Source organism: Mucilaginibacter sp. 3215, assembly GCF_050433785.1.
Classification (GTDB): domain Bacteria; phylum Bacteroidota; class Bacteroidia; order Sphingobacteriales; family Sphingobacteriaceae; genus Mucilaginibacter.
Map to the genome: position 1 here is coordinate 13,056 of NZ_JBNPWO010000009.1, position 25,955 is coordinate 39,010.

Genomic DNA, 25,955 nt, shown 5'->3' on the forward strand with positions numbered 1-25,955 from the left:
AGTCCGGCTTGTAATCATGAAAAGCATAGTGCCCCGGCTGTATCAAACCATCATACTAAGCTGATAAAAAATACCGTTATAAAAGCCGGCAACTAATGGCGTATATTATACGTACCATTATTAAATTAGCGGCCTTATAATTATTACCCAATTAATACATGACACAAACCCGCGATATACATCATTTTGAGCACCTGCTTGATAAGCATCACCTGAAAAAAACCGCGCCCAGGCTGCGGGTTTTATCTATGATGTCGTCAAGGCATTCGGCTACCTCGCAGCCCGACCTGGAGAACCTGATGCATGATATCGACAGGGTTACCCTTTACCGGATCCTTAATGCTTTTGAAGAAAAAGGGATCATCCATAAGGTATTTGATTTAAACGGTACGGCAAATTATGCCCTTTGCTCATCAAGTTGTAATGAGCATGACCACCATGACGAGCACCTGCATTTTAATTGTACCCAGTGCAAAAATGTATATTGCCTTAATGATATGAACCTGCCCGCGATAGATCTTCCAGCGGGCTTTGAGTCGCATGGCTTTACCCTGTATGCTCATGGCTTATGCCCCAGGTGCAGTAAAAAGGCGGTCAAAAAATGAAATACGTCGCTTTGCCCGGGATGATCATCCTGGTGTTCCTGTTTCAAAATTCATTCGCGCAGCAAAAAGATACTATACCTGCTGTTACAACTTTTAGGTTTAAAACGGTTGTTATTGATGCCGGGCATGGCGGTAAGGATGCCGGGGCGCGTGGTTCACATTCGTTTGAGAAAAATGTAACACTGTCCATAGCCCTGAAGCTCAAGGCAGCTCTTGATACGGCCATTACTGATGTTAACGCTATCCTTACCCGTACCGATGATACCTTTATCCCGCTAAACCAGCGCTCGGCTATTGCTAATCAAAACCATGGCAACCTGTTTATTTCCATTCATTGCAATTCATCGCCCGAGGGCACTGCCGCACGTGCACACAAGCAAAAAGGTGTACTGATGCTGGTATACGGTTTCCACCGCCTTAAGGAGCAGGAAGAGGCCGTGCGCGAGAATGCTTCTATTTTCCAGGAAAAGGATTACAAGCAGAACTACGAAAGCTATGATGAAAGCGATCCTTCAAACCTGATCGTACTGAATGCTTATATTCAAAAATACCGTAAGCAAAGTATCCGTTTTGGTGATCTGCTTGACGACGAGTTTACCGGGGTAGATGGCCGCGAAAGTAATGGTGTGAAAGAACAGGGGGTATTGGTGCTGGCCCATAGCGCGATGCCTGCTGTATTGATAGAAACCGGTTTCATTAATAACCCCGAAGAAGAGGAGTACCTTAACTCGGACGAAGGGCAGCACGAAATTGTAATGACGATCATCAGGGCACTTCGAAATTACAGGAAGGCGATAGGATCATAAAAAAGCTTAAAGCTGAATGCCTAAAGCTGAAAGCCTGATCTTCCGGTACGTGAGGTATAGCATTTCTCCTCAATCCGGCGCTTTGCCCTTGCTGTACGGCGAAATGATGTAAAATATGTTCAACTTATAGTTTATTCAACTCATCCATCAATATCTTGCTGTACTGATTAAAGTAGCGCCTTACCCCAAAACCCATAACGGTTTGGATACCGCGGGTGGCGTTGGTTAAAAATACTTCATCGGCCTCGTATAAAATATCAGGGTTGATCTGGGCTTCGGTGATATCAATGTTGTTTTCTTTTGCCAGTTTGATCACTACCTGGCGCATTACACCTTCAACGCAGCCCTCGCTTAACGCCGGGGTATATAAATGATTTTGGTAATTGATGAAAATATTGGAACTGCTGGCTTCGCACAGGTTACCGCTTTGGTTCAACAGAAAAACATCATCCAGCTTGTTTTGGGTTTTATACAAACCCGCCACTACATAAATAAGCGAGTTGCATGTTTTAATGTTCGACAGATAGTTGGACGGTTTAGGCAGTTCCGTAAACACATCCATGATCAGGCCCTTCTCATTCAAAAAATACCTGGGCTCTTCGGATGGGGTTAGCTCCAGGCAATAACCCATTTTATTTTGAGTAGGGGTATAAAAGCCTTCGGCATCGCGGTAAACTGTCAGGCGCAGCCTGCCGTGTTTAACTTTATTTCGGCGGGCAAGCTCACTAACTATTTCGTTCAGGAACCAGGTATCCATTTGCGAATAACCATCAATTTTAAGGGCTTTCATGCCCCGCTGAAGGCGGTCGGCATGCAGTTCGGCAAATTTCAGTTTCCCTTTCATTAGTCGCATGCTTTCAAACAGGCCGTCGCCATATTTAAAGCCCCTGTTACCAATGGTAAGCAATGGTGTGTTTTGAGGGAGATATTCGCCGTTAAAATTGATGAATACGGGCATCATAGGACGGATAGATATTATAATTTAATCGTGTTGTTAATAATTACCGGGTATTGTTGCTCTTCTATCTAACGTCTGTTATTTCGTATCTGTATCGCTGTACTTTCGCCATTTTGCAAGTACGGCCTCAAAATCAGCCGGCAGCGGCGATTCAAAATGCACCTGCTTTTTTAACGTAGGATGTAAAAAGCCCAGCGTTTGTGCATGCAGGGCTTGCCGCGGCATCAGCTCAAAACAATTTTCAACAAACTGCTTGTACTTGCTGAACATGGTGCCCTTTAAAATTTTATCGCCGCCGTAAGTGGCGTCGCTAAACAAGGGGTGACCGATATGCTTCATGTGTGCCCTGATCTGATGGGTACGGCCGGTTTCCAGCTGGCATTCAATCAGGGTAACGTAACCCATTCGCTCTAAAACTTTATAGTGCGTTACCGACCATTTTCCTTTTTCGGGATCATCATATATCGACATTACCCGCCTGTCGGCCACACTGCGGCCAATATAGCCGGTAATGGTGCCGTCTTCCGGTAAATCGCCCCAGGCAAGCGCTATATATTTACGAGTGATGGTATGCTCAAAAAACTGCTTAGCCAGCCAGTTCATGGCACGCTCATTTTTGCTGATAAGCAGCAGGCCTGAGGTATCCTTGTCAATGCGGTGTACCAACCCTGGCCTGCCATCGTTGCCCGGCAGGGTTGGCAATTGCTGAAAATGGTAAACCAGCGCATTAACCAGTGTGCCCGTATAATTGTTATAACCGGGATGTACCACCATACCGGCTTCCTTATCAACCATCAATACATCATCATCCTCATAAATAATATTGATGGGGATGTTTTCAGGATATACTTCCGTATCGCGCGGAGGGTGTGGCAGCACTACCGAGATCACATCAAGCGGTTTTACCTTATAGCTCGATTTGATGATTTTATCGTTCACGAGCACATTGCCCAGCTCAATAGCATTTTGAATACGGTTGCGCGAAGCATTCTCCACGCGGTGCATCAAAAATTTATCAATCCGCAAAAGCGACTGGCCCTTGTCAACCACTACGCGTAAGTGCTCATACAAGTCCTGTTCTTCCTGCTCAATAAGTTCGGGTTCGTGTGCCATTTGAGGCGCAAAAGTAATCGTTTTTTGTGGTAGGTTAAACGTAATATTGCAATAGCATTAACGTCGTATTATTTTATGAACATTGATCTTGAAATTTTTAGCCCGGTACAGCAAATCAGCAACCCCTTGTTTGATAGCCACGGCGTTAAAGTTTTTATCAAGCGCGATGACCTGATCCATCCCATGATATCGGGCAATAAATGGCGTAAGCTTAAATATTTACTGAAACAGGCGCAAACTGCACAAAAAACACACCTCGTAACTTTTGGCGGCGCTTACTCCAACCACCTGATGGCCACAGCCGCGGCTGCCGCAAAGTTTGGTTTTAAAGCTACCGGCATAGTTCGCGGCGAGGAGGTTGATAACGATACCTTGTTTTTATGCCGCCTGCATGGTATGGAACTGCAGTTTACCGATCGCGAAAGCTATCGTGATAAACCGGCCCTGTTCAATCAATATTTTGGCAATGATGAACAGGCTTTTTTTATTGATGAAGGCGGCGCATCTGCCGAAGGGGCCAAAGGCTGCAGCGAACTGGTTAACGAACTAACCGAAACCTACGACCACATTTTTTGTGCCTGCGGTACCGGTACAACAGCGGCGGGTATCATTAACGGATTAAATGGTCATCAGCTTAAAACAAAATTCAACGCGGTGCCGGTTTTTAAGAACGGTGGTTTTATTAAAGAGGAGATAGACCGGTTTTTAACGACCCCGGCAGGATATAACATACATACCGATTACCACTTTGGCGGTTATGGCAAAGCGAATGACGAGCTCATCAGTTTCATTAAACAATTTGTTGCTGCAACAGGGATATTGATAGAACCTGTATATATCGGCAAAATGATGTATGCCTTATATAATTTAATAAGCAGAGGGCATTTTAAACCCGGCAGTAAAATCCTGGCAATTCACAGCGGGGGGATTTGGGGCCTGTTGGGGATGAAAGAAAAATTTAAATAGCACTAACAACACGAATGCTTTCGAATTTTCGCGAATTAAAATTAGATAGCAGTAATTAAGCCAGTGAGTTTGAATTTACACAAATCAGGTTAATTCGTGTAATTCGTTCTAATTGTCAGGCGTCATGCAGATCATTCGTGTTTATCGGGATCTCAAAATGGAAGGTTGACCCTTCGCCGTAAGTGCTTTCAACCCAAAGCCTGCCCTGGTGACGGTTAACAATTTCCTGGCAAATATACAAGCCAATTCCTAATCCCGACATGTGAGAGGCGAGGTTCTCAACGCGATAAAAACGTGAAAATACCCGTTCCAGTTGATCGGGCTGGATGCCGATGCCAAAATCCTGTACCGATACCCTAAATTTATTATTGATGACAAGGGCCTCGATGATCACTTTATCTGCCTTTGGCGAATATTTAACGGCGTTGGTTACCAGGTTAATGACAACCTGCTCAATACGCTGGCTATCGGCATGGATAATTAATTCCCCGGCAGGTAAATTTAAAAGGAGCTGATGGGAGGGGCCGGTTTGTTGCAGGATCTCTCTCAATTCGGTAAGCAGTTTGATCACATCAAAATCAGCATAAGTAAAAGGCAGTTTACCGGTCTGGATTTTGGTAACATCAAGCAAGTCTGATATCAGGATGGTTAATTTGCCTACCTGTTCCAATGCCCTGTTGGCCAGTACTTTGCTTTTATCATCCGGAGGGAGGTTACGGGCTATGATTTGGAGGTAGCCCTTTAAACTGGTGACCGGTGTTTTTAGCTCATGGCTTGCAAGCCCTATAAATTCATCCTTTTTTTCATTAAGCTCTTTAATATTTTCATACAGCTTGGCGTTATCAAGTGCTACCGCGGCCTGGGCGGCAACAGCCAAAACAAGTTGCTCGTGCTCCCTGGTAAACCTGGCCGGTTGTTCGTGCCCAAAAAATAACCCGCCAATCACCTCGCCCGATTTGCCCCTTACCGGAACAGCGAGGTAGCTTACTACTGGCAGGTGCCCTTTAGGCTGGCCAAAATGTGGCGCATTTTTTCCGTAGCGTGGGTCTTTGGTTATATCATCAACCCTTACCGTTCCCTCACCACTGAAAGTAGGGTGAAAGACTGCCGTATTACGCGGCATGCCAAATTTTTCAAATGCCTCACGCGGCGCGCCCGAAAGCGTGAACAGCATATATGATTCGCCCTGCTCGTTAACCTGGTTGTGAAAAAAAGCGCCAAACTGTGCGCCGCACAACTGGGTGGTGGCATCGGTAACTTTTTGCAGGATATTTTGAATATCCAACTCGGCCGAAATAACCTGTCCTATGGAGTTTAAAATCTCCAGGCGTTCGGCATACTGTTGTAATCTTTCTTCTGATTTTTTTTGCCTGCCTATATCGCGGATTATTTTTGAAGCCCCTATTACCTTATTGTTGTTGTTTCTTATGGGAGATATGGTAAGCGAAATTTGTATTTCCTCGCCGCTTTTTGTTTTACGTATGGTTTCAAAATGTTCTATCCGTTCGTTAGCCCGTATTTTATTAATGATCATTTCTTCCTCATCATAACGGTCTTCCGGTATCAAAACCGTGATATGTTTGCCTATGATCTCATCTTCGGTATAACCAAATAAACGTTGGGCCGCGCCGTTCCAGCTGGTAATTATACCATTAAGGTTTTTACTTACAATAGCATCTTCTGATGATTCAATGATAGAGGCCAGCATCCCTTGCTTTGACTCGGCATTTTTTTGTTCGGTAATATCTATCAGGGTATTGGCGGCGCCTGCCAGTTCGCCCTTTTCATTGAAACGGGGCTTAGGGTTGGATAATATATAGCTTACACTTCCATTGGGACGTTTAATAAGTATTTCCTGCTGCTTTATAGCCCTGCCATATTTTAATACTTTACCCGTTGGTGTTTCATCGGGAGTTAACAGTATACCGTCGGATGTAAATATCTCCCAGTTTACATACCACTTGTCCTTATTAGCTTCAGGCGTTTTGCCCCAAAGCGTTACCGCCGCTTTGTTAAAAGAGGTTATATAACCCTCTTTATCGCAGGTATAAACTGCAACGGGCAGGTCTTCAAACAAGTCCCAGTCGGCACTATTGTTAAATGTTACTTTTGGGACCGGTTTTGAGTGGCTGGCAGATAATGGTTCTTCTCCCATGGTTATAAATATCCCCTTTGGTTGTATCTGGTACTAATTTAATATTAAAATAATCAACCTATGCCAAATTAATTAAAAAGAAACGTTTATTAAATTATGCCGGTACAATTCAGGTTGGCGGATGAGGAATTTAGTTGTTAACCGGGCGGTAAATGTAAATTTGAGCTGCATTTTTTTATGAATATTGTGATCGAAACGGGTGTACCGGTTTTAAGTTTGGTACAAAAAGTAACTTTAAACAATTTAAAGTTACTTTTTTGTCAATCGGTTCAAAAACCGCTTAAATTTTGATTTTAAGGGGTTTTTGTTAAATTTGTAATAAACCAAATTAATATGTACAACCTACTTGTTTCTCCGCAGGATGTCCAGGCTTCGCTTCAAAAGCATGTACTGGCCGATGGCTTCGACCTCACTTTTGATATGGAAAAAAGTAAGGGTGTTTATATTTATGATGCAAAATATAACCGCACGCTGCTTGACTTTTTTACCTGCTTTGCTTCGGTGCCTTTGGGCTATAATCATCCCAAAATGCTGAATGATGAGGAGTTTAAGAAAAATCTTATGCTTGCGGCTTTAACCAACCCGTCAAATTCAGATATCTATACAACGCAATACGCCCAGTTTGTTGAAACGTTTGACAGGATAGGGATCCCCGAATACCTGCCGCACGCTTTTTTTATTGCGGGTGGCGCATTGGCTATTGAAAACGCGCTGAAAGTAGCTATGGACTGGAAAGTGCAGAAAAACTTTGCCAGGGGTTATACTAAAGAAAAAGGTTTTAAAGTATTGCACTTTGAGCATGCGTTTCACGGTCGTTCGGGCTATACATTGAGCCTTACCAACACGCTACCAAATAAAACCAAGTGGTTTGCCAAGTTTGACTGGCCGCGGGTGTCTGTACCCTATATGAATTTTCCTTACAGCGATGCCAATCATGAAGACCTGCTAAGGAGGGAGCAATTATCGGTGGCACAAATCAGAAAAGCATTTGAAGATAATAAGGATGATATATGCGCCATAATTATTGAGCCTGTACAATCAGAAGGAGGCGATAACCATGTACGCAAGGAGTTTTTGGAAAAACTGCGTGAGCTTGCCGATGAGTACGAGGCATTGCTGGTATATGATGAGGTGCAAACAGGTGTTGGTTTAACCGGAAAATTCTGGTGTCATGAGCATTTTGGTGAAAAGGCGCGCCCGGATATCATAGCTTTTGGCAAGAAGATGCAGGTTTGCGGCATATTGGCCGGCAGGCGCATTGATGAGGTTGAAGATAACGTGTTTAAAGTATCATCGCGTATCAACTCAACCTGGGGCGGTAGTTTGGTTGATATGGTGCGCTCGTCGAAAATAATGGAGATTATTGAGGAGGATAACCTTTGTAATAATGCAGCACTGATGGGAGAGTACCTGCAAAACGGCTTGAGCGAAATTGCTGAAAGACATCCGGTTGTAAGTAATGTAAGGGGAAAAGGATTGCTTACAGCTTTTGATTTTCCGGACAAAGCAATAAGGGACAGCTTTATTAAAAAAGGTTTTGAAAATAATATTATGTACCTTGGCTGCGGCGAAAGGAGCGTGCGTTTCCGCCCCGCGCTGATCATTGAAAAAAGCCACATTGATATAGGCCTTGATATGCTTGAACAGCTTTCGGTCACTTTATAATACAGTAAATAAAGAAAATTAATCCCGGCTACAGCTAAATCCGCTCATGAAACGGATGAAATTAACTAATATTTAATAAGGTAAAATCGACATCTATTATTTGCAAAAATGGAAAGATATTAATATACGCTACTTTTTTTCCAAAATACGCTATATTTTTTGTTATTATTCCGATTAGATTTGTTGCAACCCTATTAAAGTAACGTAGTTCTATTTCAAGCACCATGAGCAAACACATAGAGAAATTAAAGAAACAACTGGTTGAAGTTGCCGAGGTTGTAAACTCATTCAAATCTGAAGCTGTGCAGGTTCGAATAATTGACCGTTTACTGGAAGTTATGATCGAATCGGAGAAAGTAGATGCCGAGGGTGTTGAAATGTTTGGTAAAAAAGTAAGGAAATTACGCGTTGAAGATGAAGGCGGAGGTGTTTCAGGACGTAAAAAGCCCGGCGCTACCAAAATACTTAATCAATTGCTAAATACAGATTTCTTTGATAGTCAGCGGTCTATTTCATCAATTGCTAATTACTGTAAAGAACAGTATGATTCTGATTTTAAAACATCTGAACTTTCAGGGATCCTCTTAAAATTAGCTAATGAAAATAAGCTCAGAAGGGAGCGGAGCAATGAAAACAATCGCTTTGAATATATTAAAGCATAAGTATCATCATACTTGCTAAAATAAACAGGGAGCCTGATTTTCAGGCTCCCTGTTTATTTGGGGTGAAATTTATTATATATAACTTATAGTTAAATATAAATATTATTTAAGGTTAAATAAATTATCTACCCCTAAAATTTTTCTGCTTGTAAAGCCTTCGGCGTATTTAACCTGGATGCTTTTACCAAACTCGCGTGCCCGGCCGGTTACTATCTCAATAAAATTAGATGTCGAAATATAGGTTTGAGGTTCACCTTCCCAGCTTGGGTTATAAAACTGCGATCCGTAGGCATTAATACTCTCTATCTTTTTATCCCAATGTTCGGTTACATCAATTAATATATCAGGGGTAATATAATTATCCTGTATAAAATGCAGCACCATGTCTGGCCGCCAGGCCTCTTGTGGTGAGCCATCAATATCAAAAGTTTCTATTTTGCGAAGGCCCGCTAAAAATGCCGAGGCTTCAACAAGTTCATTTGCCCGGCCATGATCGGGATGGCGGTCATGGTAAGCATTGGTTATTACGATGGAAGGACGAAATTTGCGGATGGCTTCAATAACCTTTACCTGGTGTTCGCGGGTATTTTCAAAAAAGGCATCGGGCAGGCCAAGGTTTTCACGTACGGCTAAACCTAATATTTCGGCGGCGGCGGCGGCTTCCTGTTTACGGATCTCGGCCGAGCCGCGGGTGCCCAGTTCGCCACGGGTAAGGTCAACAATACCAACTTTATAGCCAAGGGCAATATGTTTTAAAATTGTACCTGAACAACCCAATTCAGCATCATCAGGATGTACCGATAAAACTAATATATCTAATTTAAGCATGCACAAAAGTAATTCATTGGTTAGATGCCGCTGTCAGCAGGCGGTCAATCTTTCGCCTGATTTTTGAGGAGTTGGGCTTGGTAAATGGATAGTAAAAATCAACCACATGACCTTCTTTATCGATCAAAAATTTATGAAAATTCCAGCGCGGAACCGACCGTACATTTCCATTTTCCTTTTTATCGGCAAAAAATTGATACAATGGGTCGGCATATGGGCCGCGTACCCTTATTTTTTCAAATATGGGATAATTTGCTCCATTGGCTTCACAAAAAACAGCAATAGCTTCACCGTCTAAAGGTTCCTGTCCGCCAAAATCATTTGAAGGGAATGCAAGAATTTCAAAGTCCTTGCCGGCAAGCTGAGTTTTTAAAGCTGCCAATTCTTTTAGTTGAGGTGTAAAGCCGCATTGCGATGCCGTGTTTACAATTAAAAGAACCTTGTTTTTATATTCGGAAAGACTGATCTCTTCACCGTTTAACTTTTTAACGTTAAACCGGTAAATGCTTTTGTTATCCATTAAACTAATTGCTGTATGAATTATATCCGGCCTGGTTTAATATGGCCTCGATATCCTTCTGTTCTTCAGGGTCGTAGGTTTCTTTGAGATTATGACCAAATATGCTGGCTACCGACTGGAACATGAAAGCCTTAAAGCCGCCTTTTAATTCTTTAACCATAGCAAAGCTGGTTTGCCCGGTTTCGCGGTCAATAAGCTTAATTAAAACCTCTCCCTGACTAATTGTCAGGTTTTTTATTTCTTTATTGAACAGGTTTTTTATTTCACCCTCGCAGGTGCTTACCAGTTCTTTTTGTTTTTTCCTGTCGGCAGTAACGGCAAGGTCGCGCTGTAACTGGCGGTACCTTTGCCCTGCAAAACGTGCGTAGGGCAGTACTTTCATTACATTATAACGCAAACGGCGGTAGTTTAGCCTGTCGGCCTCGCTCGCAAAAATACGGGTATCTACAATTCTAACCTCCGGCTCAACTATCCATGGTACAAGCTCACCATCAAGGTTGGTCATCGCTGTTTTGATGGTATCATTTTTGCCAAGAGTTACGGGTGCAGGCGTAGCTGTTTGGGCCTTTGCAGCACCCATTAAGCAACATAACAGCAGCGTAAAACCAATAAATTTCATATTTTTACTTAATACAAAAATAATGTAATTTTTTTTGGTATTTTACTAATACCTGCAATAATATTTATTTGCTGCATGTTTATGATTGAATACCGCTAATACCCCGTACATGAAAGACTTAGTGATAGACCTGGAAGCCGAGAAGAACGAGATACTAAAAAGATACCGAGCTTTGTTGCGTGCCTGTAAATCAACCCTGCAAAAGGGCGATAAACGCATGATACGCAAGGCATTTGATATGGCCCTGGAAAGCCATAAGGACATGCGCCGTAAAAGCGGCGAACCTTATATATACCACCCTATTGCCGTTGCCCAGATAGCCGCCGAAGAAATTGGCCTGGGTACCACCTCAATAGTGTGCGCCCTGCTGCATGATGTGGTTGAAGATACCAACATGACGCTTGATGAAATTGAGATGGAATTTGGTAAAAAGGTTGCCAAAATTATTGATGGCCTTACCAAAATATCAGGCGTATTTGATACCAATAGCTCATTGCAGGCCGAAAACTTCCGCAAAATGCTGCTTACCCTTGCCGACGACGTAAGGGTGATCCTGATTAAGCTTGCCGACAGGCTGCATAACATGCGTACCATGGAGTTTATGCCCAGGGACAAGCAGCTTAAGCTATCGTCAGAAACGGTTTACCTGTATGCGCCCCTGGCACACCGCCTGGGCTTGTATGCCATAAAATCTGAGCTGGAAGACCTCTCCATGAAATACATGGAGCGCGAAACCTACCAGTTCATCAAAAATAAACTGAACGAGAAAAAGGCCGAACGCGAGCGTTTTATCCGTGATTTTATCGAGCCAATAAATAAATCATTACAAAGCCAGGGGCTTGAGGCCGATATATTCGGGCGACCGAAATCTATCCACTCTATCTGGAATAAGATGAAAAAGAAATCGATACCTTTTGAAGAGGTATATGATCTTTTCGCCATCCGGATTATATTGGATAGCGCCCCTGAACATGAAAAGGCCGACTGCTGGAAAGCTTATTCGATAGTAACCGACCAGTATCGCCCCAATCCAGACCGGCTGCGCGACTGGATCTCATCGCCCAAAGCTAACGGTTATGAATCATTGCATACCACGGTAATGGGCCCGCGCGGGCAATGGGTTGAAGTGCAGATCCGCACCAAGCGCATGAACGAAATTGCCGAAAAAGGTTTTGCGGCACACTGGAAATACAAGGAAGCCAGCACCGACAGCGGCCTTGACCAATGGGTACATAAAGTGCGCGAAATGCTCAAAAATCCCGATACCAACGCGCTCGACTTCATCGATGATTTTAAGATGAACCTCTTTAGTGATGAGATCTTCATTTTTACACCGAAGGGCGCGCTGATCCAGTTGCCTTTAAATGCTACAGCGCTTGATTTTGCCTTTGAGATCCATACCGATGTAGGCGCAAGCTGTATCGGCGCTAAAGTAAATCACAAACTGGTACCGCTAAGCTATAAACTCCAAAACGGCGACCAGGTTGAGATCATTACCTCGGGCAAACAAACACCTAAGGAAGACTGGCTTAACTTTGTGGTTACCGCTAAGGCTAAGGCTAAAATCAAGTCGGCTTTAAAAGAGGAGAAACGCAAGATTGCCGAGGATGGCAAAGAGATCCTGGAGCGTAAAATGAAATCGCTCAAGATCACCTATAACTCCGAAAACCTGCAAAAGATCAGCTACTTTTTTAAGCTGCAGGCCACCCAGGATCTTTTTTACAATGTTGCCAAAGGCATTATTGATATGAAAGACCTGAAAGAGTACCAGGCATCCGAAAAAGTAATTGACAATAAGCCGCAGGATAAAATTGACCAGGAGCAGGTTCAAAACCTCATCAAAAATATCAAGGCCAAAGACAGTGATATCCTGCTCATTGGCGAGGATATGCAAAAGATTGATTACAAGCTGGCCAATTGCTGCAATCCTATCCCCGGCGATGATGTTTTTGGTTTTGTTACCGTGAGCGACGGAATCAAGATCCACCGTACCAATTGCCCTAATGCGGCTAAGCTTATGGCTAACTATGGCTACAGGATAGTAAAAGCCCGCTGGACAAATCAGCAGGAACTTGCTTTTCTTACCGGTTTGCGTATTACCGGTATTGACGAGGTTGGGTTGATCAACAAGCTAACCACGGTAATATCAAATGATTTTAAAATAAATATCAGGTCTATTACAGTTGATAGTGATAATGGTATATTTGAAGGGTCGCTGATGTTGTATGTGAACGACACCAGCCACCTTGATACCCTGATTAAAAACCTAAAACAAGTAAAAGGCGTAACCGCGGTTAACCGTTTTGATTCGGCAATTGAAAAAGCGTCGTGAGGATAGAAGCAGGAAGTCAAGAGTCAAGAAGCAAGAAAGAACCGGGAAATTAAGAATTATGAGGCAAGGCAGAATTCACCAATCTTGATTCCTGACTCTTGACCTCTTGTCTCTCTAATCCATAATTTATTAATAACTTTGCCCCGTTAATACATCATTATGTCACAGCAGGATACCATACCAATGGTTAAAAAAATTTTTGAGGCTTACCTCGAAAATAAAAACCTCAGGAAAACCCCTGAACGTTTTGCTATACTCGAAGAGATATATTCCCGTACAGATCACTTTGATGTGGAGTCGTTGTACATCCACATGAAAAATAAAAAATACCGTGTAAGCCGCGCTACGGTTTACAATACGCTTGAGCTGTTGGTTTCGTGCGATCTGGTTACTAAACACCAGTTTGGCAAGAACATGGCCCAGTTCGAAAAATCATACGGCTACAAACAGCATGACCACATCATTTGCATCGACTGCGGTAAAGTGGTTGAGTTTTGCGATCCGCGCATCCAGCAGATCCAGAGTATGATGGGCGATATATTGAAATTTGACATCAAACACCACTCTTTAAATCTTTATGGTAATTGTACCAAATTAAGAGAGGGTTTTTGTGACAGACGAGTATAAAATCATGGACAAACCTATTTTAAGCAAGCAGGCATTTTGGGATGTTGATATGGATAGTATCGACTATCAGAAAAATGCGCGTTTTGTAATAAGTAAGGTTTTCGATAGAGGCTCCCTTGACGATGTAATTTCTATATTAAATTTCTATCAGGATGAAATCATCAAATCAAGCTTATTGAATGTAAGATATCTTTCAAATAGTGCGATGTCTTTTGCCTGTGCTTTGCTTAATTTAAATTTAGAAGATTTCAGATCTTATCAGTTCAAACAATTGCATCCTGACGTTTGGCCATTTTAAGTTAATGAACGAACGTAACGAGGATATCAATCTACTACCAATTGAAGCAAAAGCAGCTTTAAAGCTAAAGTCTACAATAGAATCTGCCTCAAAGAAAGATTATTATGATCTGTTTGAGTTGCTAAATGTTTTTACATTTGCCGAGTTAATTCGATTTTTCGAAAACACCTATCCTAATATAAGCTTGATATCCGTTTTAAAAAGCTTATCAAACTTTCGTGAAGTTGAATTGGAAGACACCTCAACTTCTTTGTCTGTTGATTGGGATAAAATAAAACATAGGTTCGCGAAGGAAATCAAAGATTATGTAAATATGCTTTGCGCTGAACGAAGCAAGCAAAAATTGAGATTGATTTAAAAAAATATTTAGTAAGAAAATAAAAATTAATGGCTGTTGACGTATTATTAGGCCTCCAGTGGGGCGATGAAGGAAAAGGAAAAATTGTTGATGTGCTTAGTGCAGGGTACGACCTGATCGCACGTTTCCAGGGCGGACCAAATGCAGGTCATACTTTAGAGTTTGACGGTAAAAAGTTTGTTTTAAACACCATTCCTTCAGGTATATTTTTTGAAAACACCATGAACCTTATCGGTAATGGTGTGGTGATTGATCCTATCACCCTAAAAAAAGAACTGGATAAATTAAAAGATGCCGGACATGACCTGCTGGCAAAAAAGAATCTTCTAATTGCTAAAAAAGCGCACCTGATATTACCAACCCACCAGTTGCTTGATGCCGCCAATGAGAAAAAAATGGGCGACGGCAAAATTGGTTCAACCTTAAAAGGTATTGGTCCAACGTATATGGATAAAACTGGTCGTAACGGTTTACGCATAGGTGATATCACCCTGCCCGATTTTAAAGAACGTTATCAGAAACTGGTTGATAAGCACGTATCAATGCTGCAGCAGCTTTACGGTGAAGTAGGAGATTTTTCGGAACGCGAAACACTGTTTTTTGAAGCGCTTGACGTTTTACGCCAGTTCCCGCTTGTTGATTCTGAACATTTGGTTAACAACTATATTAAAGAAGGCAAAAAAGTTTTAGCAGAAGGTGCTCAGGGCGCTATGCTTGATATTGATTTTGGTTCATATCCGTTTGTAACTTCATCAAATACTACCGCTGCCGGCGCTTGCACAGGTTTAGGTATTGCCCCACAGCAAATTGGCGAAGTAATAGGTATTTTCAAAGCTTATTGCACCCGTGTAGGTGGCGGTCCGTTCCCAACCGAACTGGAAAACGAAACAGGTGAGGAACTACGCAAAGTAGGCCATGAGTTTGGTGCAACTACAGGCAGGCCACGCCGCACCGGCTGGATCGACCTGCCGGCTTTAAAATATGCTATTATGCTTAATGGCGTTACCCAACTGGTAATGACCAAGGCCGATGTATTAAGCGGTTTTGAAAAGATTTATGCTGCTACTCATTATAATTATTTAGGTGAGCAGATTGATTATATGCCTTACGATATTTGCTCAGTTAAACCAGAGCCGGTATACAAGGAAATTGATGGCTGGAACGAAGACTTGACTGGTATTACCGAACTGTCTGAGATCCCGGCTAAGCTGCAATCATACATTGATTATCTTGAGGCCGAACTTGGCGTACCCGTAAAATATTTATCTGTAGGTCCGGACAGGAAGCAGACTTTAACATTGCACTAAGAATAAAAAAGCGTCATGCCGAATTTATTTCGGCACCCCACCAGCAGGGTGTACTTCGTGTGTAACCTTCTTGTAGGATACTGAAACGAGTTCAGGATGACATAGCTATAAATAAGAATAAAAAGGCCGGACGTTCCGGCCTTTTTTCATTTACTTGGTTATTTTTGCGGGGTGATAGTACAGGTTAATGATCTGCCGGGATTCAGAAAGAAGGCGTTACAATGGGCCACAACTTTTGATACGCTGTGTTACCTTGATTCGAACGGATTTAATGATCCCTACTCCAAATTTGATACGCTGATAGCGGTTGGCGCCCGTGCCGAACTTACTGCAAATGCAGGTAACGCTTTTGATCAGCTTGATGAGTTCAGGAAAAATAATCCCGGCTGGATGACGGGTTTTCTGGGATATGACCTTAAAAATGAAATTGAAGCGCTTACATCAACTAATCACGATGGCTTAAAATTTTCAGATTTGTATTTCTTTGTTCCTCAGCATCTGATTTTGATAAGGGGGAAGGAGGCTGAAATTATTTCAGATAACCCCGAACTTGTCATAAGATCAATCATTGAGCAGGGTTTAATTGAACCTGTACAGCAGGCTAATATCAACCTATCCCCACGCTTCAGCAGGCAGGAATACATTGACACGGTAAACAAAATAAAAGAGCACATTACCCGCGGCGATATTTATGTCACTAACTTTTGCCAGGAATTTTTTGCAGAGGATATACTTCTTGATCCGCTGGAGATGTTTACGAGACTGAATGAAGTTTCGCCCAATCCGTTCTCTACTTTTTTTAAATGGAATGGTAATTATATTCTCGGCGCATCGCCCGAACGGTTTCTGGCTAAACGGGGAAGTAAACTCATCTCGCAACCCATAAAAGGTACGGCTAAAAGGATAGATGATATTGAAGCCGATGAACAGGCTAAACAAAGCCTGCGTAGCCATCCCAAAGAACTGCAGGAAAACGTAATGGTTGTTGACCTGGTAAGAAATGATTTAACCAGATCGGCCAAACCCGGCACGGTTAAAACCGAAGAGCTCTTCGGTATTTACAGCTTTAAGCAGGTGCACCAAATGATCTCTACAGTGGTTTGCGAAATACAAGATGGGCTTTCAAATGTGGAGACCATTAAAAATACCTTCCCCATGGGTAGTATGACCGGTGCACCCAAGGTTAGCTGCATGCAACTGATGGAACAATACGAACGCAGTAAGCGCGGCGTATACTCAGGCGCTATAGGCTATTTTAGCCCCGATGATGATTTTGATTTTAACGTAGTGATCCGTTCATTGCTTTATAATTCCTCCAATAAATACCTTTCGTTTCATGCAGGTGGAGCTATAACTTATCACGCTATCGCTGAAAATGAATATGAGGAATGTTTGCTGAAAGCTGCAGCGGTGATGGAAGTTTTGGGTGGGAATTGATTATTTTGAAAACTAAAAAACAATCCGTCATTGCGAGGAACGAAGCAATCCCAAATCAGCAGAGTAGCTATGCAAATCCGCCCTGTAAAGTTGGGGATTGCTTCGTTCCTCGCAATGACGCGCGTGTAGCAGATCACCAAATTTTTATTATATTGGCTGTAAAGTACTATCACTATTCGCTTCTAATTATTAATATGTTAAGACCCCTACAAAACATAAAGCTAATTATCGGTTCCCTGTGTTTATTAGCAACCGCTATCTCTTCAGCCCAAACTAAGTATCATCCTTCAGATTTATTCCCGGCGCAGCCCTTATTACCTCCGGGCAACTCATATCGTACCGCTGCCGGTGAACCTGGCCCTGCCTACTGGCAAAACAAGGCTGATTATCTAATTGATGCAGCGCTTGATGATAAAACCAACGTCATAACCGGTACAGCTACAATTACTTATACCAATAATAGCCCCAAAGCCCTTTCGGCACTGTGGTTGCAGCTGGAACAAAACGTGTTTAAAAAAGATTCGCGGGGGATTCAATCCAAGCTATTTCTTTACCAGGATCCTGAAAAAACTACTCCAGACGGCGGATACCAGGTAGAAGGCGTGCAGCTTGCCGGAAATAAAGCTGGAAATATCAAATACCATATTTATGATACACGGATGCAGCTGGAGCTGGCACAGCCGCTGTTAAGCAGCCAGGCCATCAGTTTTAGCATCCGCTATCGTTATAACTTTCCGGTAAATTATAAAAATGCCGATTTCCTGGTTAACCGTACGGATATCCTCCCAACAAAAAACGGTAATATCTATGCGGTGGCACAATGGTACCCCAGGGTGTGTGTGTTGGATGATGTAGAAGGATGGAACACGCTGCCGTACTTAGGTAACGGTGAGTTTTACCTGGAGTATGGCAATTTCAGGGTTAATATCACAGTGCCATCTGGACTTATTGTGGAAAGCTCCGGCGATCTGCTCAATCCTGAAGAAGTACTAACACCAACCGCACTTAAGCGCTGGCAGGCTGCCAAACAAAGTGATGTGCCGGTGCAGATCAGAACAGCCAAAGAAGTAACTGATCCTTCATCGAGGCCAGCAAAAGCCACCTGCACCTGGAGATTTAAGTTAGATAACGCAAGAGATTTTGCGTGGACAGCCTCCCGTTCATTTATTTGGGAAGGGCTGAGTTTTAAGCTTGCTGATGGCAGGAGAGTAATGGGTAGTTCGTTATATCCGGTAGAATCAGAGAAGCAAAACAGCTGGAAACGCTCGTCAGAGTATATCAAATTTACCTTGCAGCATTTTTCCGAAAAATGGTTCCCATACCCTTATAATAAAGCAGTTAACGTGGCTTCAAACCTGGATGGTATGGAGTACCCCGGCATGGTTTTTTGCTCGGCAAAAGATACCGGCAATATGTATTTTGCTGTAGTAAACCACGAGCTGGGGCATACCTGGTTCCCGATGGTTGTGGGGAGCAATGAACGCAAATACGCCTGGATGGATGAAGGCTTTAACATGTTCATTGACAAAATAGCCGTCAAAGCTTTTAATAAAGGTGAGTTTATAGGTTATGTAGAGATCGATAGTCCGCTCGATTCGCTGTTTACGGAAAAGCTATTGCCTATTGTTACCCGCCCCGATGCTTTGCCCGGCAACCAGGTATATCCGTTGCAGTATCAAAAAGTGGCTTACTCTCTCGCGCTTTTGCGTAATCAGATATTAGGCCCTGAACGTTTTGACCGCGCTTTCAGAAAATATATCCGCGACTGGGCTTATAAACACCCAACTCCCTGGGACTTTTTCAGGAGTATAGATAGCTCGGCAGGTGAAGACCTGACCTGGTTTTGGAAGTCGATGTTTTTGGAAAACTACCGCCTCGATCAAAAGGTAACTAAAGTAGAAAGTGCGGCAGATTGTCAGCCTATTATTACAATCGAAAACATGGACAAGGCTGCTATGCCATTGGTGGTTGAAATAACCTATGCAGACGGTTTAAAGGAGCATCGTGAATTTCCGGTAGAGATTTGGGAATATAGCAGTATTTATACTTTTACCGGCGATAAGAAAGCTGCGGTTGCCAAAGTGATTATCGACCCGGATAAGATCTATCCGGATGTGGATAGGAGCAATAATAGTTTTGAGGTGAAGAGATAAGAAAGCGACCTCTTGTTTATCTCTTTGCACACACTTCTTCACAACAGTCATTGCGAGGTACGAAGCAATCGCTATCTATACAGAGCCGCTCTGTAAATCAGGGATTGCTTCGTACCTCGCAATGACGATTTTATAGAATTTTGTTCTATTCTCGTTCTATCAGAATCCTATCCTGGATATGCTGATGTTTGCGAGACACCCTTATAACTTCACGCCCCTCAAAAAGTCCTCGATACCCATGCGTTTCTTGCCCTCTAACTGAATATCTTTTAATAATACAAAACCGTCTTTAGCGGCAAATTTCAAATAGGTTTTATTGTCGGTCAAAAAGCCACCGGGCTGTATGGCCGGTTCTGATAATTGATATTCAGATGCATAAACTTTTAGGCTTTTGCCGTTAAGCTCAGTGTATGCGGTGGGTACAGGGCTTAGGCCGCGAATTTTGTTATAGATTGACAGGGCAGGCTGTGTCCAATCTATCCGGCAATCATCCTTAAAAATCTTTGGTGCGTGTTTTAATTCTGTCCCCTCGGCCAATTGCGATTGCGGGTGTTCGTTGTAACGTCCGCTCTCAACCGCTTTAACTGTTTTAACCAGCAGCCCTGCACCTTTGTTCATGAGGCGGTCATGTAATTCGCCGGCATCTTCATGGCCTGTAAGGGTTATTTTTTCGGTGAACAGGATGTTACCGGTATCAATATCATGTTTTAAAAAGAAGGTGGTTACGCCGCTTTCTTTTTCGCCGTTAATCAGTGCCCAGTTAATTGGCGCGGCGCCGCGGTATTGAGGTAATAATGAGGCGTGTAAATTTATGGTACCTTTGGCAGGCATGTTCCAAACAGCTTCGGGCAGCATCCTGAAGGCTACTACAACCTGCAGATCGGCTTTCAATGCTTTCAATTCGGCAATAAAATCTTCATTCTTAAGTTTTTCGGGTTGCAGCACTTTTAAGCCGTTAGCTACGGCATATTGTTTAACAGCCGACTCACTAACTTTTTGTCCCCTTCCGGCTGGTTTATCAGGCGCTGTAACAACAGCAACGATGTCACTACCGGCTTTAATTAAAGCGTCTAACGAGGCAACGGCAAACTGGGGGGTACCCATAAATATAATTCTCATAGTATGTTTAGGTATTAGATGTGCTTTATTCTGTTATTCGTATAGTAAGTATTTTTTGCGTGTGGCTTTAAACTTAGTTAGTCCGGGTTGCCAGCCGGCACGGATCTCTTCTTCGGTTTTGCCGGTTTCAATTTGTTTCCTTAGTTCGGCTGTACCTGTAAGCTTTGTAAAATAGGCATTAAAGAAATGGTCTTTGTAGGGGAAGGCGTTATATAACTCCAGGAGCCATTTCAAATTAATAACACCCGTACCCGTGATGTCAGTTGGCGGAATATTTTGCAGATTAATGCCAAAACATTCCTGGTCTTTCTGCGGCGGGTTCTCGCTCATACCCGGGATACTTTTGGGTGTAAACGAAAAACTGTATTTACCTTTCAACGCCGGGTGCCCCAGTACGGCAAATGGGAAGAGCGTACCCCTGCCCAAACTAAATGTTGTACCTTCAAATAAGCAGGTACTCGGATATAATAAAATCGATATAGGCGTATTTAAGTTGGGCGAAGGGTTTACGGGTAAGTTATAAGACAAATTATGCTTGTAATTAGCCACTTTAATGATCTTCAGTTTACATTTAACCCCATTTTTTAACCAGCCTTCGCCGTTTATCATTTGGGCATATTCGCCAATAGTCATACCGTGGGCGATGGGGATGGGGTGCATGCCCACAAATGAACGGTTAACCGTATCCAGAACAGGGCCATCAATCAAATAACCGTTAGGGTTTGGACGGTCAAATATCATGAGCTCTACATTGTTTTCGGCACAGGCCTCCATTAAGTAATGCAGGGTTGAAATATAAGTGTAAAAGCGTACGCCAACATCCTGTATATCAAATATCATGAGGTCGATACCCTTCAAATCGGCCGGAGTTGGTTTGTAATGCTTGTTACCGTACAGCGATATTACAGGCAAGCCGGTTTTAGGGTCTTTAGTGTCGCCAACGGTAGCGCCGTTACTGGCATTACCCCTGAAACCATGCTCGGGGCCAAAGATCTTTTTTACGTTTACTCCTAAATGCACCAAACTATCTACACTGGCAGTTAAATTTTTACCAATAACCGAAGTTTGATTAATCACCATCCCTATATTTTTTCCCTTAAGATAGTTAATATACAGCGGAATTTGATCAGCTCCGGGAATAATAGGGCTGTTTTTTTTGTTTTTTGGGATGGATGCTGTCTTGCAGCTTTTACAATTGGTTGCCTGGCTGCATGCCGTGTTTGCAAGTAAAACTGTTATCAGGGCAAATCGTAAAAAAGCACAAATCTTATTCATAAAATATTGAGTTGAAACAATTTTAAAAGTAGCAGGTTTAACAGCAAAACCGCATATTTGCGAAGGTACAAAAAATCAGTCTGCCATTGAGTTTCGCCTCCTTTATATCAGCCCGTATAACATTTAAATCAAAACGCACATTTTCAAAACTGATAGTGCGTATTGCAATAATAGGCATTATGCTGGGCCTTGGTGTAATGATACTGTCACTTGCTATCGTTAAAGGATTTAAACACGAAATCCGCAATAAAGTTCGCGGCTTTGCCGGCGACATCCGTGTGGTTAAGTTTGATCTGAATAACTCTTATCAAAGTTCCTCATTTCCTGCTGATAACGAATTTGTTAAGCGCGCGCTTAAAAGCCCGTTTATTACCCATGTAATGCCGGTGGCCACCAAACCCGGTATTGTTAAGGCCAATAACGAAATTGAAGGAGTGGTACTTAAGGGCGTTGACAAAAACTACGACTGGAGCTACTTTAAAAAAATGATGGTTGCCGGCGAGGTGATCAGTTTTGCCGATTCGGTTGAGGCGCAAAAGGAGATCATGATCTCGCAAACAACGGCCGACAGGCTTAAACTGAAAGTAGGGGATAAGCTGCTGATGTATTTTGTGGAAGATGATCTGCGCAGGCGCCAGTTTAAAATAAAAGGTATTTTCAATATCGGGGTTGAAGAAGTTGACAAAACCTTTGTTATCGGTGCCTTATCGCTCATTAACCGCCTTAACAATTGGAAACCGAACGAGATAGGCCAATACGAACTACGCGTAGCCGACTTTGATCATATTAATGAAGCCGCGTATGCGCTCGAGACTGTTTTGCCGGTAAAATTGAAAGAGTATACCATTGAAGAAGATTATCCTACCATATTTGAATGGCTCAACCTACTCGATGTTAATTCGATAGTGATGCTGGTGCTGATGGTGGCTGTCGCTGTAATCAATATGATATCGGCCCTGCTGATCATGATCCTCGAACGAACCGCTATGATCGGGATGCTCAAAGCGATGGGGGCATCTAACTGGGCTATCCGCAAAATATTCCTTATAAATGCCAGTTACCTGATAGGATTAGGGCTGCTGCTGGGTAATTTACTGGGTATAGGCCTGGGATATTTCCAGATGTATACTCATTTTTTCCAACTGGACCAGGCTTCGTATTATATGACCTTTGTACCGGTCGAGTTTAATATTTTTGATATTGTTGTCCTCAATATTGGTACACTGATCATTTGCCTGCTGGTGCTTGTTATACCATCAACGCTGGTAAGCCGGATCTCGCCTGTAAAGGCTATCCAGTTTAAGTAAGTTTTAAAGCAACCGGTAGCTTAATCCCAACCTAAAATATTCGCTATGCGCGTTAAAGGAAGCATCGCCTACCATGTCTTTCATATAGTTGGTAAGGCCGTGGGCAAAGCTTGCATTTAAGCCATAGCGGCCGTAACTGGCGGCGGCACCAAGGCGTAACCTAACATCGGTTGGGGCCTTGCTTCTTTTGTAGTTAACTTTATAAATCCTGCCTTCTTTATCCTTTACCTCGCCTTTATCTCTGGTATCCAGTATCAGGCCAATATCCATCCCCGGTAAAATATCCAGATTAACTTTATTGAGGGCAAACCGGTATCCGATATATGGATTAAGGTTAATACTTTGACTTTGTAAAGCAACATGACCGGTTACAGCAAAACTTGCGTCATTTGCTACTATATCGTATTCCGTTGGATTAAGAATGATAGGGGTATATTTATTAACTTCGGCTTTGCTCCTTAATAATTCATAACCACCCTGCAGCCCGACTATAAACCCGCCTTTTGATACCGTTTGAACCTGGACACTGCCGCCATAGCTAAAGCCATTTTTGCTGCCGTATGGGTTATTGGCACGGTTCATCGGATCGCCGGTGATTGAGCCTTGTAATACCTGGGTGGTAGCCGACGATGATTTACCCGCAAAATGAAATAAACCGGTGTTGGCCTGTACAGTAACTTCTAACTTTTGAGCACGGAGTTGCAACCCACTAATCAACAGTGGGGCAAGGATAAGGAGGTACTTTTTCATTTTTTATGTGTTGTAAAGTTCAGTTTCAGGTTTAAACCGCCTGCCCCAAATTTTATCTGCTGTGAGCCAAGGCCGTCAAGCGGGTATTTCAAAAAAGGTTCAATAATTATCCTGTTGCTTTTGCCAAGCGGATAGCCAACACCAAATGCTACGTTCAGGGTTTTGGCAAAATAAAAGCTATTAAAGCTTTTGTGCGTTGTTTCATCGGATGTTTGCGGTTGTACACCGGCAGCCTGTGCCAGCCCGGGGTAACTGTAACTTGCCGTGTAGGCTTCATTTATAAACGTGCCCGAACTTAAACCTGCAGAAATATAAGTGTCATTTTTTTGCGGGTTAAATTCATACTTAAGGTTAACAGGAATATCCAGACCGATCAGGTTAGCACTGTAGTTTTTAAATGAAGGTGTAGACGATACCTTACTAAAATCGGCCAGCGTGTTATAAGCTGTGCTTAATGATGGCGAAAATGACACCGCAGCCGCAACATTTGAGGGTTGATTTTTATTGTAATTAAGCGTGTTTTGGGCCAAAGCTAAACCGGTAGAAAGTTTGAGGTTTTTGCTTAGCTTAATATCAGATGTAAAGCCGGCGCCGGCATTTACCTGGTTTTGGCTGCCCTTGGCATAGTTAAAGAATGTAGCCGCGTAAACACTGAATTTTACCCTGCGTTCGTTCATGTCCATATCAGGTTTTTTAGGCTGATCCTGATCGCTGGCAAGCAAAGATTCCATAGAGTTGATCTTTGGTTTTACTTTTACTACTGATGAAACAGCAGGCGGGTTTGCGGTAACAGGTTTGGTATTTGCCGGAGGCTGTACAGCAGGGTTATTAGCATATTGCTGCGCATTGGTTTGCTGCAATACAGATTTTACACTATCAGCTTTTTTAGCCGGAGTTACGTTGATTACACTGTTATTAGCCGGTTGAACTGTAGGGGGCACGTTGGTTTTGGCAATACCGTTAACTGGGTTTGCAGTTACAGGATTTGCCGGCACAGATGTAAACGCTGGTACGGTTGCTGCCGGTTGATTTACGATTACGTTGCCAGCCGGTTTATTTAAAGCGCTATTGTTTGCAAGTGCATTTGATTTATTTGCCGGGGTGTTGCCTGCCGGATTCAGTTTTGTTGCTGAAGATTGGGTGCTATTGTTGCCCGCAAGGTTTGTTGCAGGTGATTGCTTAGTTGTTACAGGAGGCTGTACCGGGGTAGCGTTTTGAACATTGCTATCTGCCGTGTTGCTTTGCGGCTGCGCAGGTTTTACCGGTTTAGCCGAAAACGTTTGACCATTATTATTAACATTATTTTTATTCGATGCTATCCACAAGCCTATACTCAAAAACAACAACAGGACAGCAGCGGCGCTTGCCCACCATAGGTAAACCGGGCGGCGCTGTTTTTCCTGAACAGGGAACTTCTCCCTGAGCAGCAGCCAGCCTTCATCAGCGGTAGTGTCTTCGTAATTATCAAACACTTCCCTGATGCGGTCTCTTAAGTCGTTATCCAACTGGTCATCCATGGTTTTGTGCTTCTTTTCTTAATATAGTTCTTAATCTTTCTTTGGCCCTGCTCAGGTAAACGCGCGATGAGCTTACCGGGATGCCGAGCGTTGTGGCTATTTCATCATGGTCATAGCCGTCTATCTCATACATGTTAAAAATAGTTCGTTGTATAGCCGGGAGTTCAACCATCAATTTTAAAATATCCTGTACGTTTAAATTATCAACCGGCCCCATATTACTCCTGATGGGGGCAGCATTTTCCAATTCAACATTAAGCTGGAATTTAAGGTCTTTGCGCCGGCGGTCAATGGCTGTGTTAACCAAAATGGTGCGGAGCCAGGCTTTAAACGGCTTATCAATATTGTAGCCGCCAATAGCGTTAAACACTTTTATAAAAGCGTCATTTACAGCTTCAAGGGCATCATCGCGGTTTAAACTGTAACGCAAACTTATACCCATAGCATAGCCATAGAACTGCTTATACAGCAATTCCTGATGTTTTAAGCTGCCTTTTTTGCATTGCCTTACGATCTCTTCTTCGGTAATGCGAGGGGGTGGATGCATTAAATGTACTTAGTTCCGCTAAATGTTGTTT

General features: G+C 42.8%; 24 protein-coding genes. 13 read left to right on the forward strand and 11 right to left on the reverse strand.

Annotated elements, in window-relative coordinates:
* The first annotated feature begins 158 nt into the window (after positions 1–158).
* Complete coding sequence (locus ABIC84_RS15665; protein ID WP_090528187.1) at positions 159–605, forward strand: Fur family transcriptional regulator; 447 nt, start codon at positions 159–161, stop codon at positions 603–605.
* Complete coding sequence (locus tag ABIC84_RS15670) at positions 602–1,411, forward strand: N-acetylmuramoyl-L-alanine amidase family protein (RefSeq protein WP_429264143.1); 810 nt, start codon at positions 602–604, stop codon at positions 1,409–1,411. Before ABIC84_RS15665 ends, ABIC84_RS15670 begins: the two co-directional genes overlap by 4 nt.
* A 124-nt stretch (positions 1,412–1,535) precedes the next feature.
* Here ABIC84_RS15670 and ABIC84_RS15675 read toward each other — a convergent pair whose 3' ends face one another.
* Positions 1,536–2,372, reverse strand: a complete 837-nt coding sequence (locus tag ABIC84_RS15675) for an aminotransferase class IV (protein WP_429264144.1) — start codon at positions 2,370–2,372, stop codon at positions 1,536–1,538.
* A gap of 75 nt (positions 2,373–2,447) precedes the next feature.
* Positions 2,448–3,482 carry an RluA family pseudouridine synthase gene (locus ABIC84_RS15680; protein ID WP_429264145.1) on the reverse strand — a complete coding sequence of 345 codons (1,035 nt, stop codon included), beginning with the start codon at positions 3,480–3,482 and terminating at the stop codon, positions 2,448–2,450.
* Positions 3,483–3,557: 75 nt separating this feature from the next.
* On the opposite strand from ABIC84_RS15680, the gene ABIC84_RS15685 reads away from it, so the two are divergent.
* Positions 3,558–4,448: a 1-aminocyclopropane-1-carboxylate deaminase/D-cysteine desulfhydrase gene (locus tag ABIC84_RS15685; protein ID WP_429264146.1), complete on the forward strand. Its 891-nt coding sequence runs from the start codon at positions 3,558–3,560 to the stop codon at positions 4,446–4,448.
* A 115-nt stretch (positions 4,449–4,563) separates the two neighbouring features.
* On the opposite strand, the gene ABIC84_RS15690 is transcribed toward ABIC84_RS15685, so the two are convergent.
* A complete protein-coding gene (locus tag ABIC84_RS15690; RefSeq protein ID WP_429264147.1) occupies positions 4,564–6,603 on the reverse strand; it encodes a PAS domain S-box protein in 2,040 nt (679 codons plus the stop codon).
* Between the two features lie 333 nt (positions 6,604–6,936).
* On the opposite strand from ABIC84_RS15690, the gene lat reads away from it, so the two are divergent.
* Both lat and ABIC84_RS15700 read left to right on the forward strand, forming a co-directional pair.
* Complete coding sequence (gene lat / locus ABIC84_RS15695) at positions 6,937–8,268, forward strand: L-lysine 6-transaminase (RefSeq protein WP_429264148.1); 1,332 nt, start codon at positions 6,937–6,939, stop codon at positions 8,266–8,268.
* Between the two features lie 224 nt (positions 8,269–8,492).
* Positions 8,493–8,930: a hypothetical protein gene (locus ABIC84_RS15700; RefSeq protein WP_090528165.1), complete on the forward strand. Its 438-nt coding sequence runs from the start codon at positions 8,493–8,495 to the stop codon at positions 8,928–8,930.
* Between the two features lie 102 nt (positions 8,931–9,032).
* Here the strand turns inward: ABIC84_RS15700 and bshB1 are convergent, their stop codons facing one another.
* The 3 genes from bshB1 to ABIC84_RS15715 are packed head-to-tail and all read right to left on the reverse strand — an operon-like array spanning position 9,033 to position 10,897.
* Positions 9,033–9,758, reverse strand: a complete 726-nt coding sequence (gene bshB1 / locus ABIC84_RS15705) for a bacillithiol biosynthesis deacetylase BshB1 (RefSeq protein ID WP_090528162.1) — start codon at positions 9,756–9,758, stop codon at positions 9,033–9,035.
* A 13-nt stretch (positions 9,759–9,771) separates the two neighbouring features.
* Positions 9,772–10,278, reverse strand: a complete 507-nt coding sequence (locus ABIC84_RS15710; protein WP_429264149.1) for a glutathione peroxidase — start codon at positions 10,276–10,278, stop codon at positions 9,772–9,774.
* A gap of 4 nt (positions 10,279–10,282) precedes the next feature.
* Complete coding sequence (locus ABIC84_RS15715) at positions 10,283–10,897, reverse strand: DUF4294 domain-containing protein (RefSeq protein ID WP_091175285.1); 615 nt, start codon at positions 10,895–10,897, stop codon at positions 10,283–10,285.
* A gap of 109 nt (positions 10,898–11,006) precedes the next feature.
* On the opposite strand from ABIC84_RS15715, the gene ABIC84_RS15720 reads away from it, so the two are divergent.
* The 7 genes from ABIC84_RS15720 (at position 11,007) to ABIC84_RS15750 (ending at position 19,409) form a co-directional block, all read left to right on the forward strand.
* On the forward strand, positions 11,007–13,229 hold the full coding sequence (locus ABIC84_RS15720) for a RelA/SpoT family protein (protein ID WP_090529622.1): 2,223 nt from the start codon (positions 11,007–11,009) through the stop codon (positions 13,227–13,229).
* 159 nt (positions 13,230–13,388) lie between these two features.
* Positions 13,389–13,856 carry a Fur family transcriptional regulator gene (locus ABIC84_RS15725; protein WP_090528154.1) on the forward strand — a complete coding sequence of 156 codons (468 nt, stop codon included), beginning with the start codon at positions 13,389–13,391 and terminating at the stop codon, positions 13,854–13,856.
* Between the two features lie 4 nt (positions 13,857–13,860).
* Positions 13,861–14,154, forward strand: a complete 294-nt coding sequence (locus ABIC84_RS15730) for a DUF6922 domain-containing protein (RefSeq protein ID WP_429264150.1) — start codon at positions 13,861–13,863, stop codon at positions 14,152–14,154.
* A 4-nt stretch (positions 14,155–14,158) separates the two neighbouring features.
* Positions 14,159–14,512, forward strand: a complete 354-nt coding sequence (locus ABIC84_RS15735) for a hypothetical protein (protein ID WP_429264151.1) — start codon at positions 14,159–14,161, stop codon at positions 14,510–14,512.
* A gap of 29 nt (positions 14,513–14,541) precedes the next feature.
* Positions 14,542–15,819: an adenylosuccinate synthase gene (locus ABIC84_RS15740; RefSeq protein WP_429264152.1), complete on the forward strand. Its 1,278-nt coding sequence runs from the start codon at positions 14,542–14,544 to the stop codon at positions 15,817–15,819.
* Between the two features lie 171 nt (positions 15,820–15,990).
* Positions 15,991–17,256, forward strand: a complete 1,266-nt coding sequence (locus ABIC84_RS15745; RefSeq protein WP_429264153.1) for an anthranilate synthase component I family protein — start codon at positions 15,991–15,993, stop codon at positions 17,254–17,256.
* A gap of 194 nt (positions 17,257–17,450) precedes the next feature.
* On the forward strand, positions 17,451–19,409 hold the full coding sequence (locus ABIC84_RS15750; protein ID WP_426585446.1) for a M1 family metallopeptidase: 1,959 nt from the start codon (positions 17,451–17,453) through the stop codon (positions 19,407–19,409).
* Positions 19,410–19,610: 201 nt separating this feature from the next.
* On the opposite strand, the gene fmt is transcribed toward ABIC84_RS15750, so the two are convergent.
* Both fmt and ABIC84_RS15760 read right to left on the reverse strand, forming a co-directional pair.
* A complete protein-coding gene (gene fmt / locus ABIC84_RS15755) occupies positions 19,611–20,528 on the reverse strand; it encodes a methionyl-tRNA formyltransferase (protein ID WP_175490000.1) in 918 nt (305 codons plus the stop codon).
* Positions 20,529–20,561: 33 nt separating this feature from the next.
* Positions 20,562–21,803 (reverse strand): exo-beta-N-acetylmuramidase NamZ family protein, encoded by a 1,242-nt coding sequence (locus tag ABIC84_RS15760; RefSeq protein ID WP_426585449.1) that lies wholly within the window; start codon positions 21,801–21,803, stop codon positions 20,562–20,564.
* A gap of 155 nt (positions 21,804–21,958) precedes the next feature.
* Here ABIC84_RS15760 and ABIC84_RS15765 point away from each other — a divergent pair, with 155 nt between their 5' ends.
* On the forward strand, positions 21,959–23,110 hold the full coding sequence (locus ABIC84_RS15765; RefSeq protein WP_371328321.1) for an ABC transporter permease: 1,152 nt from the start codon (positions 21,959–21,961) through the stop codon (positions 23,108–23,110).
* Between the two features lie 3 nt (positions 23,111–23,113).
* On the opposite strand, the gene ABIC84_RS15770 is transcribed toward ABIC84_RS15765, so the two are convergent.
* Genes ABIC84_RS15770 through ABIC84_RS15780 form a run of 3 tightly spaced genes read right to left on the reverse strand, consistent with a single transcriptional unit; the run spans position 23,114 to position 25,924 of the window.
* Positions 23,114–23,860 carry an outer membrane beta-barrel protein gene (locus tag ABIC84_RS15770; RefSeq protein WP_429264154.1) on the reverse strand — a complete coding sequence of 249 codons (747 nt, stop codon included), beginning with the start codon at positions 23,858–23,860 and terminating at the stop codon, positions 23,114–23,116.
* On the reverse strand, positions 23,857–25,377 hold the full coding sequence (locus ABIC84_RS15775) for a hypothetical protein (RefSeq protein ID WP_429264155.1): 1,521 nt from the start codon (positions 25,375–25,377) through the stop codon (positions 23,857–23,859). Before ABIC84_RS15775 ends, ABIC84_RS15770 begins: the two co-directional genes overlap by 4 nt.
* Positions 25,370–25,924 (reverse strand): RNA polymerase sigma factor, encoded by a 555-nt coding sequence (locus tag ABIC84_RS15780; protein ID WP_426585455.1) that lies wholly within the window; start codon positions 25,922–25,924, stop codon positions 25,370–25,372. The genes ABIC84_RS15775 and ABIC84_RS15780 overlap by 8 nt, the downstream gene beginning before the upstream one ends.
* Between the last annotated feature and the right edge of the window lie 31 nt (positions 25,925–25,955).

Coding starts and splice junctions, on each gene's coding strand:
- ABIC84_RS15665 (WP_090528187.1), top strand. CDS start 159: ATGACACAAACCCGCGATATACATCATTTTGAGCACCTGCTTGATAAG.
- ABIC84_RS15670 (WP_429264143.1), top strand. CDS start 602: ATGAAATACGTCGCTTTGCCCGGGATGATCATCCTGGTGTTCCTGTTT.
- ABIC84_RS15675 (WP_429264144.1), bottom strand. CDS start 2,372: ATGATGCCCGTATTCATCAATTTTAACGGCGAATATCTCCCTCAAAAC.
- ABIC84_RS15680 (WP_429264145.1), bottom strand. CDS start 3,482: ATGGCACACGAACCCGAACTTATTGAGCAGGAAGAACAGGACTTGTAT.
- ABIC84_RS15685 (WP_429264146.1), top strand. CDS start 3,558: ATGAACATTGATCTTGAAATTTTTAGCCCGGTACAGCAAATCAGCAAC.
- ABIC84_RS15690 (WP_429264147.1), bottom strand. CDS start 6,603: ATGGGAGAAGAACCATTATCTGCCAGCCACTCAAAACCGGTCCCAAAA.
- lat (WP_429264148.1), top strand. CDS start 6,937: ATGTACAACCTACTTGTTTCTCCGCAGGATGTCCAGGCTTCGCTTCAA.
- ABIC84_RS15700 (WP_090528165.1), top strand. CDS start 8,493: ATGAGCAAACACATAGAGAAATTAAAGAAACAACTGGTTGAAGTTGCC.
- bshB1 (WP_090528162.1), bottom strand. CDS start 9,758: ATGCTTAAATTAGATATATTAGTTTTATCGGTACATCCTGATGATGCT.
- ABIC84_RS15710 (WP_429264149.1), bottom strand. CDS start 10,278: ATGGATAACAAAAGCATTTACCGGTTTAACGTTAAAAAGTTAAACGGT.
- ABIC84_RS15715 (WP_091175285.1), bottom strand. CDS start 10,897: ATGAAATTTATTGGTTTTACGCTGCTGTTATGTTGCTTAATGGGTGCT.
- ABIC84_RS15720 (WP_090529622.1), top strand. CDS start 11,007: ATGAAAGACTTAGTGATAGACCTGGAAGCCGAGAAGAACGAGATACTA.
- ABIC84_RS15725 (WP_090528154.1), top strand. CDS start 13,389: ATGTCACAGCAGGATACCATACCAATGGTTAAAAAAATTTTTGAGGCT.
- ABIC84_RS15730 (WP_429264150.1), top strand. CDS start 13,861: ATGGACAAACCTATTTTAAGCAAGCAGGCATTTTGGGATGTTGATATG.
- ABIC84_RS15735 (WP_429264151.1), top strand. CDS start 14,159: ATGAACGAACGTAACGAGGATATCAATCTACTACCAATTGAAGCAAAA.
- ABIC84_RS15740 (WP_429264152.1), top strand. CDS start 14,542: ATGGCTGTTGACGTATTATTAGGCCTCCAGTGGGGCGATGAAGGAAAA.
- ABIC84_RS15750 (WP_426585446.1), top strand. CDS start 17,451: ATGTTAAGACCCCTACAAAACATAAAGCTAATTATCGGTTCCCTGTGT.
- fmt (WP_175490000.1), bottom strand. CDS start 20,528: ATGAGAATTATATTTATGGGTACCCCCCAGTTTGCCGTTGCCTCGTTA.
- ABIC84_RS15760 (WP_426585449.1), bottom strand. CDS start 21,803: ATGAATAAGATTTGTGCTTTTTTACGATTTGCCCTGATAACAGTTTTA.
- ABIC84_RS15770 (WP_429264154.1), bottom strand. CDS start 23,860: ATGAAAAAGTACCTCCTTATCCTTGCCCCACTGTTGATTAGTGGGTTG.
- ABIC84_RS15775 (WP_429264155.1), bottom strand. CDS start 25,377: ATGGATGACCAGTTGGATAACGACTTAAGAGACCGCATCAGGGAAGTG.
- ABIC84_RS15780 (WP_426585455.1), bottom strand. CDS start 25,924: ATGCATCCACCCCCTCGCATTACCGAAGAAGAGATCGTAAGGCAATGC.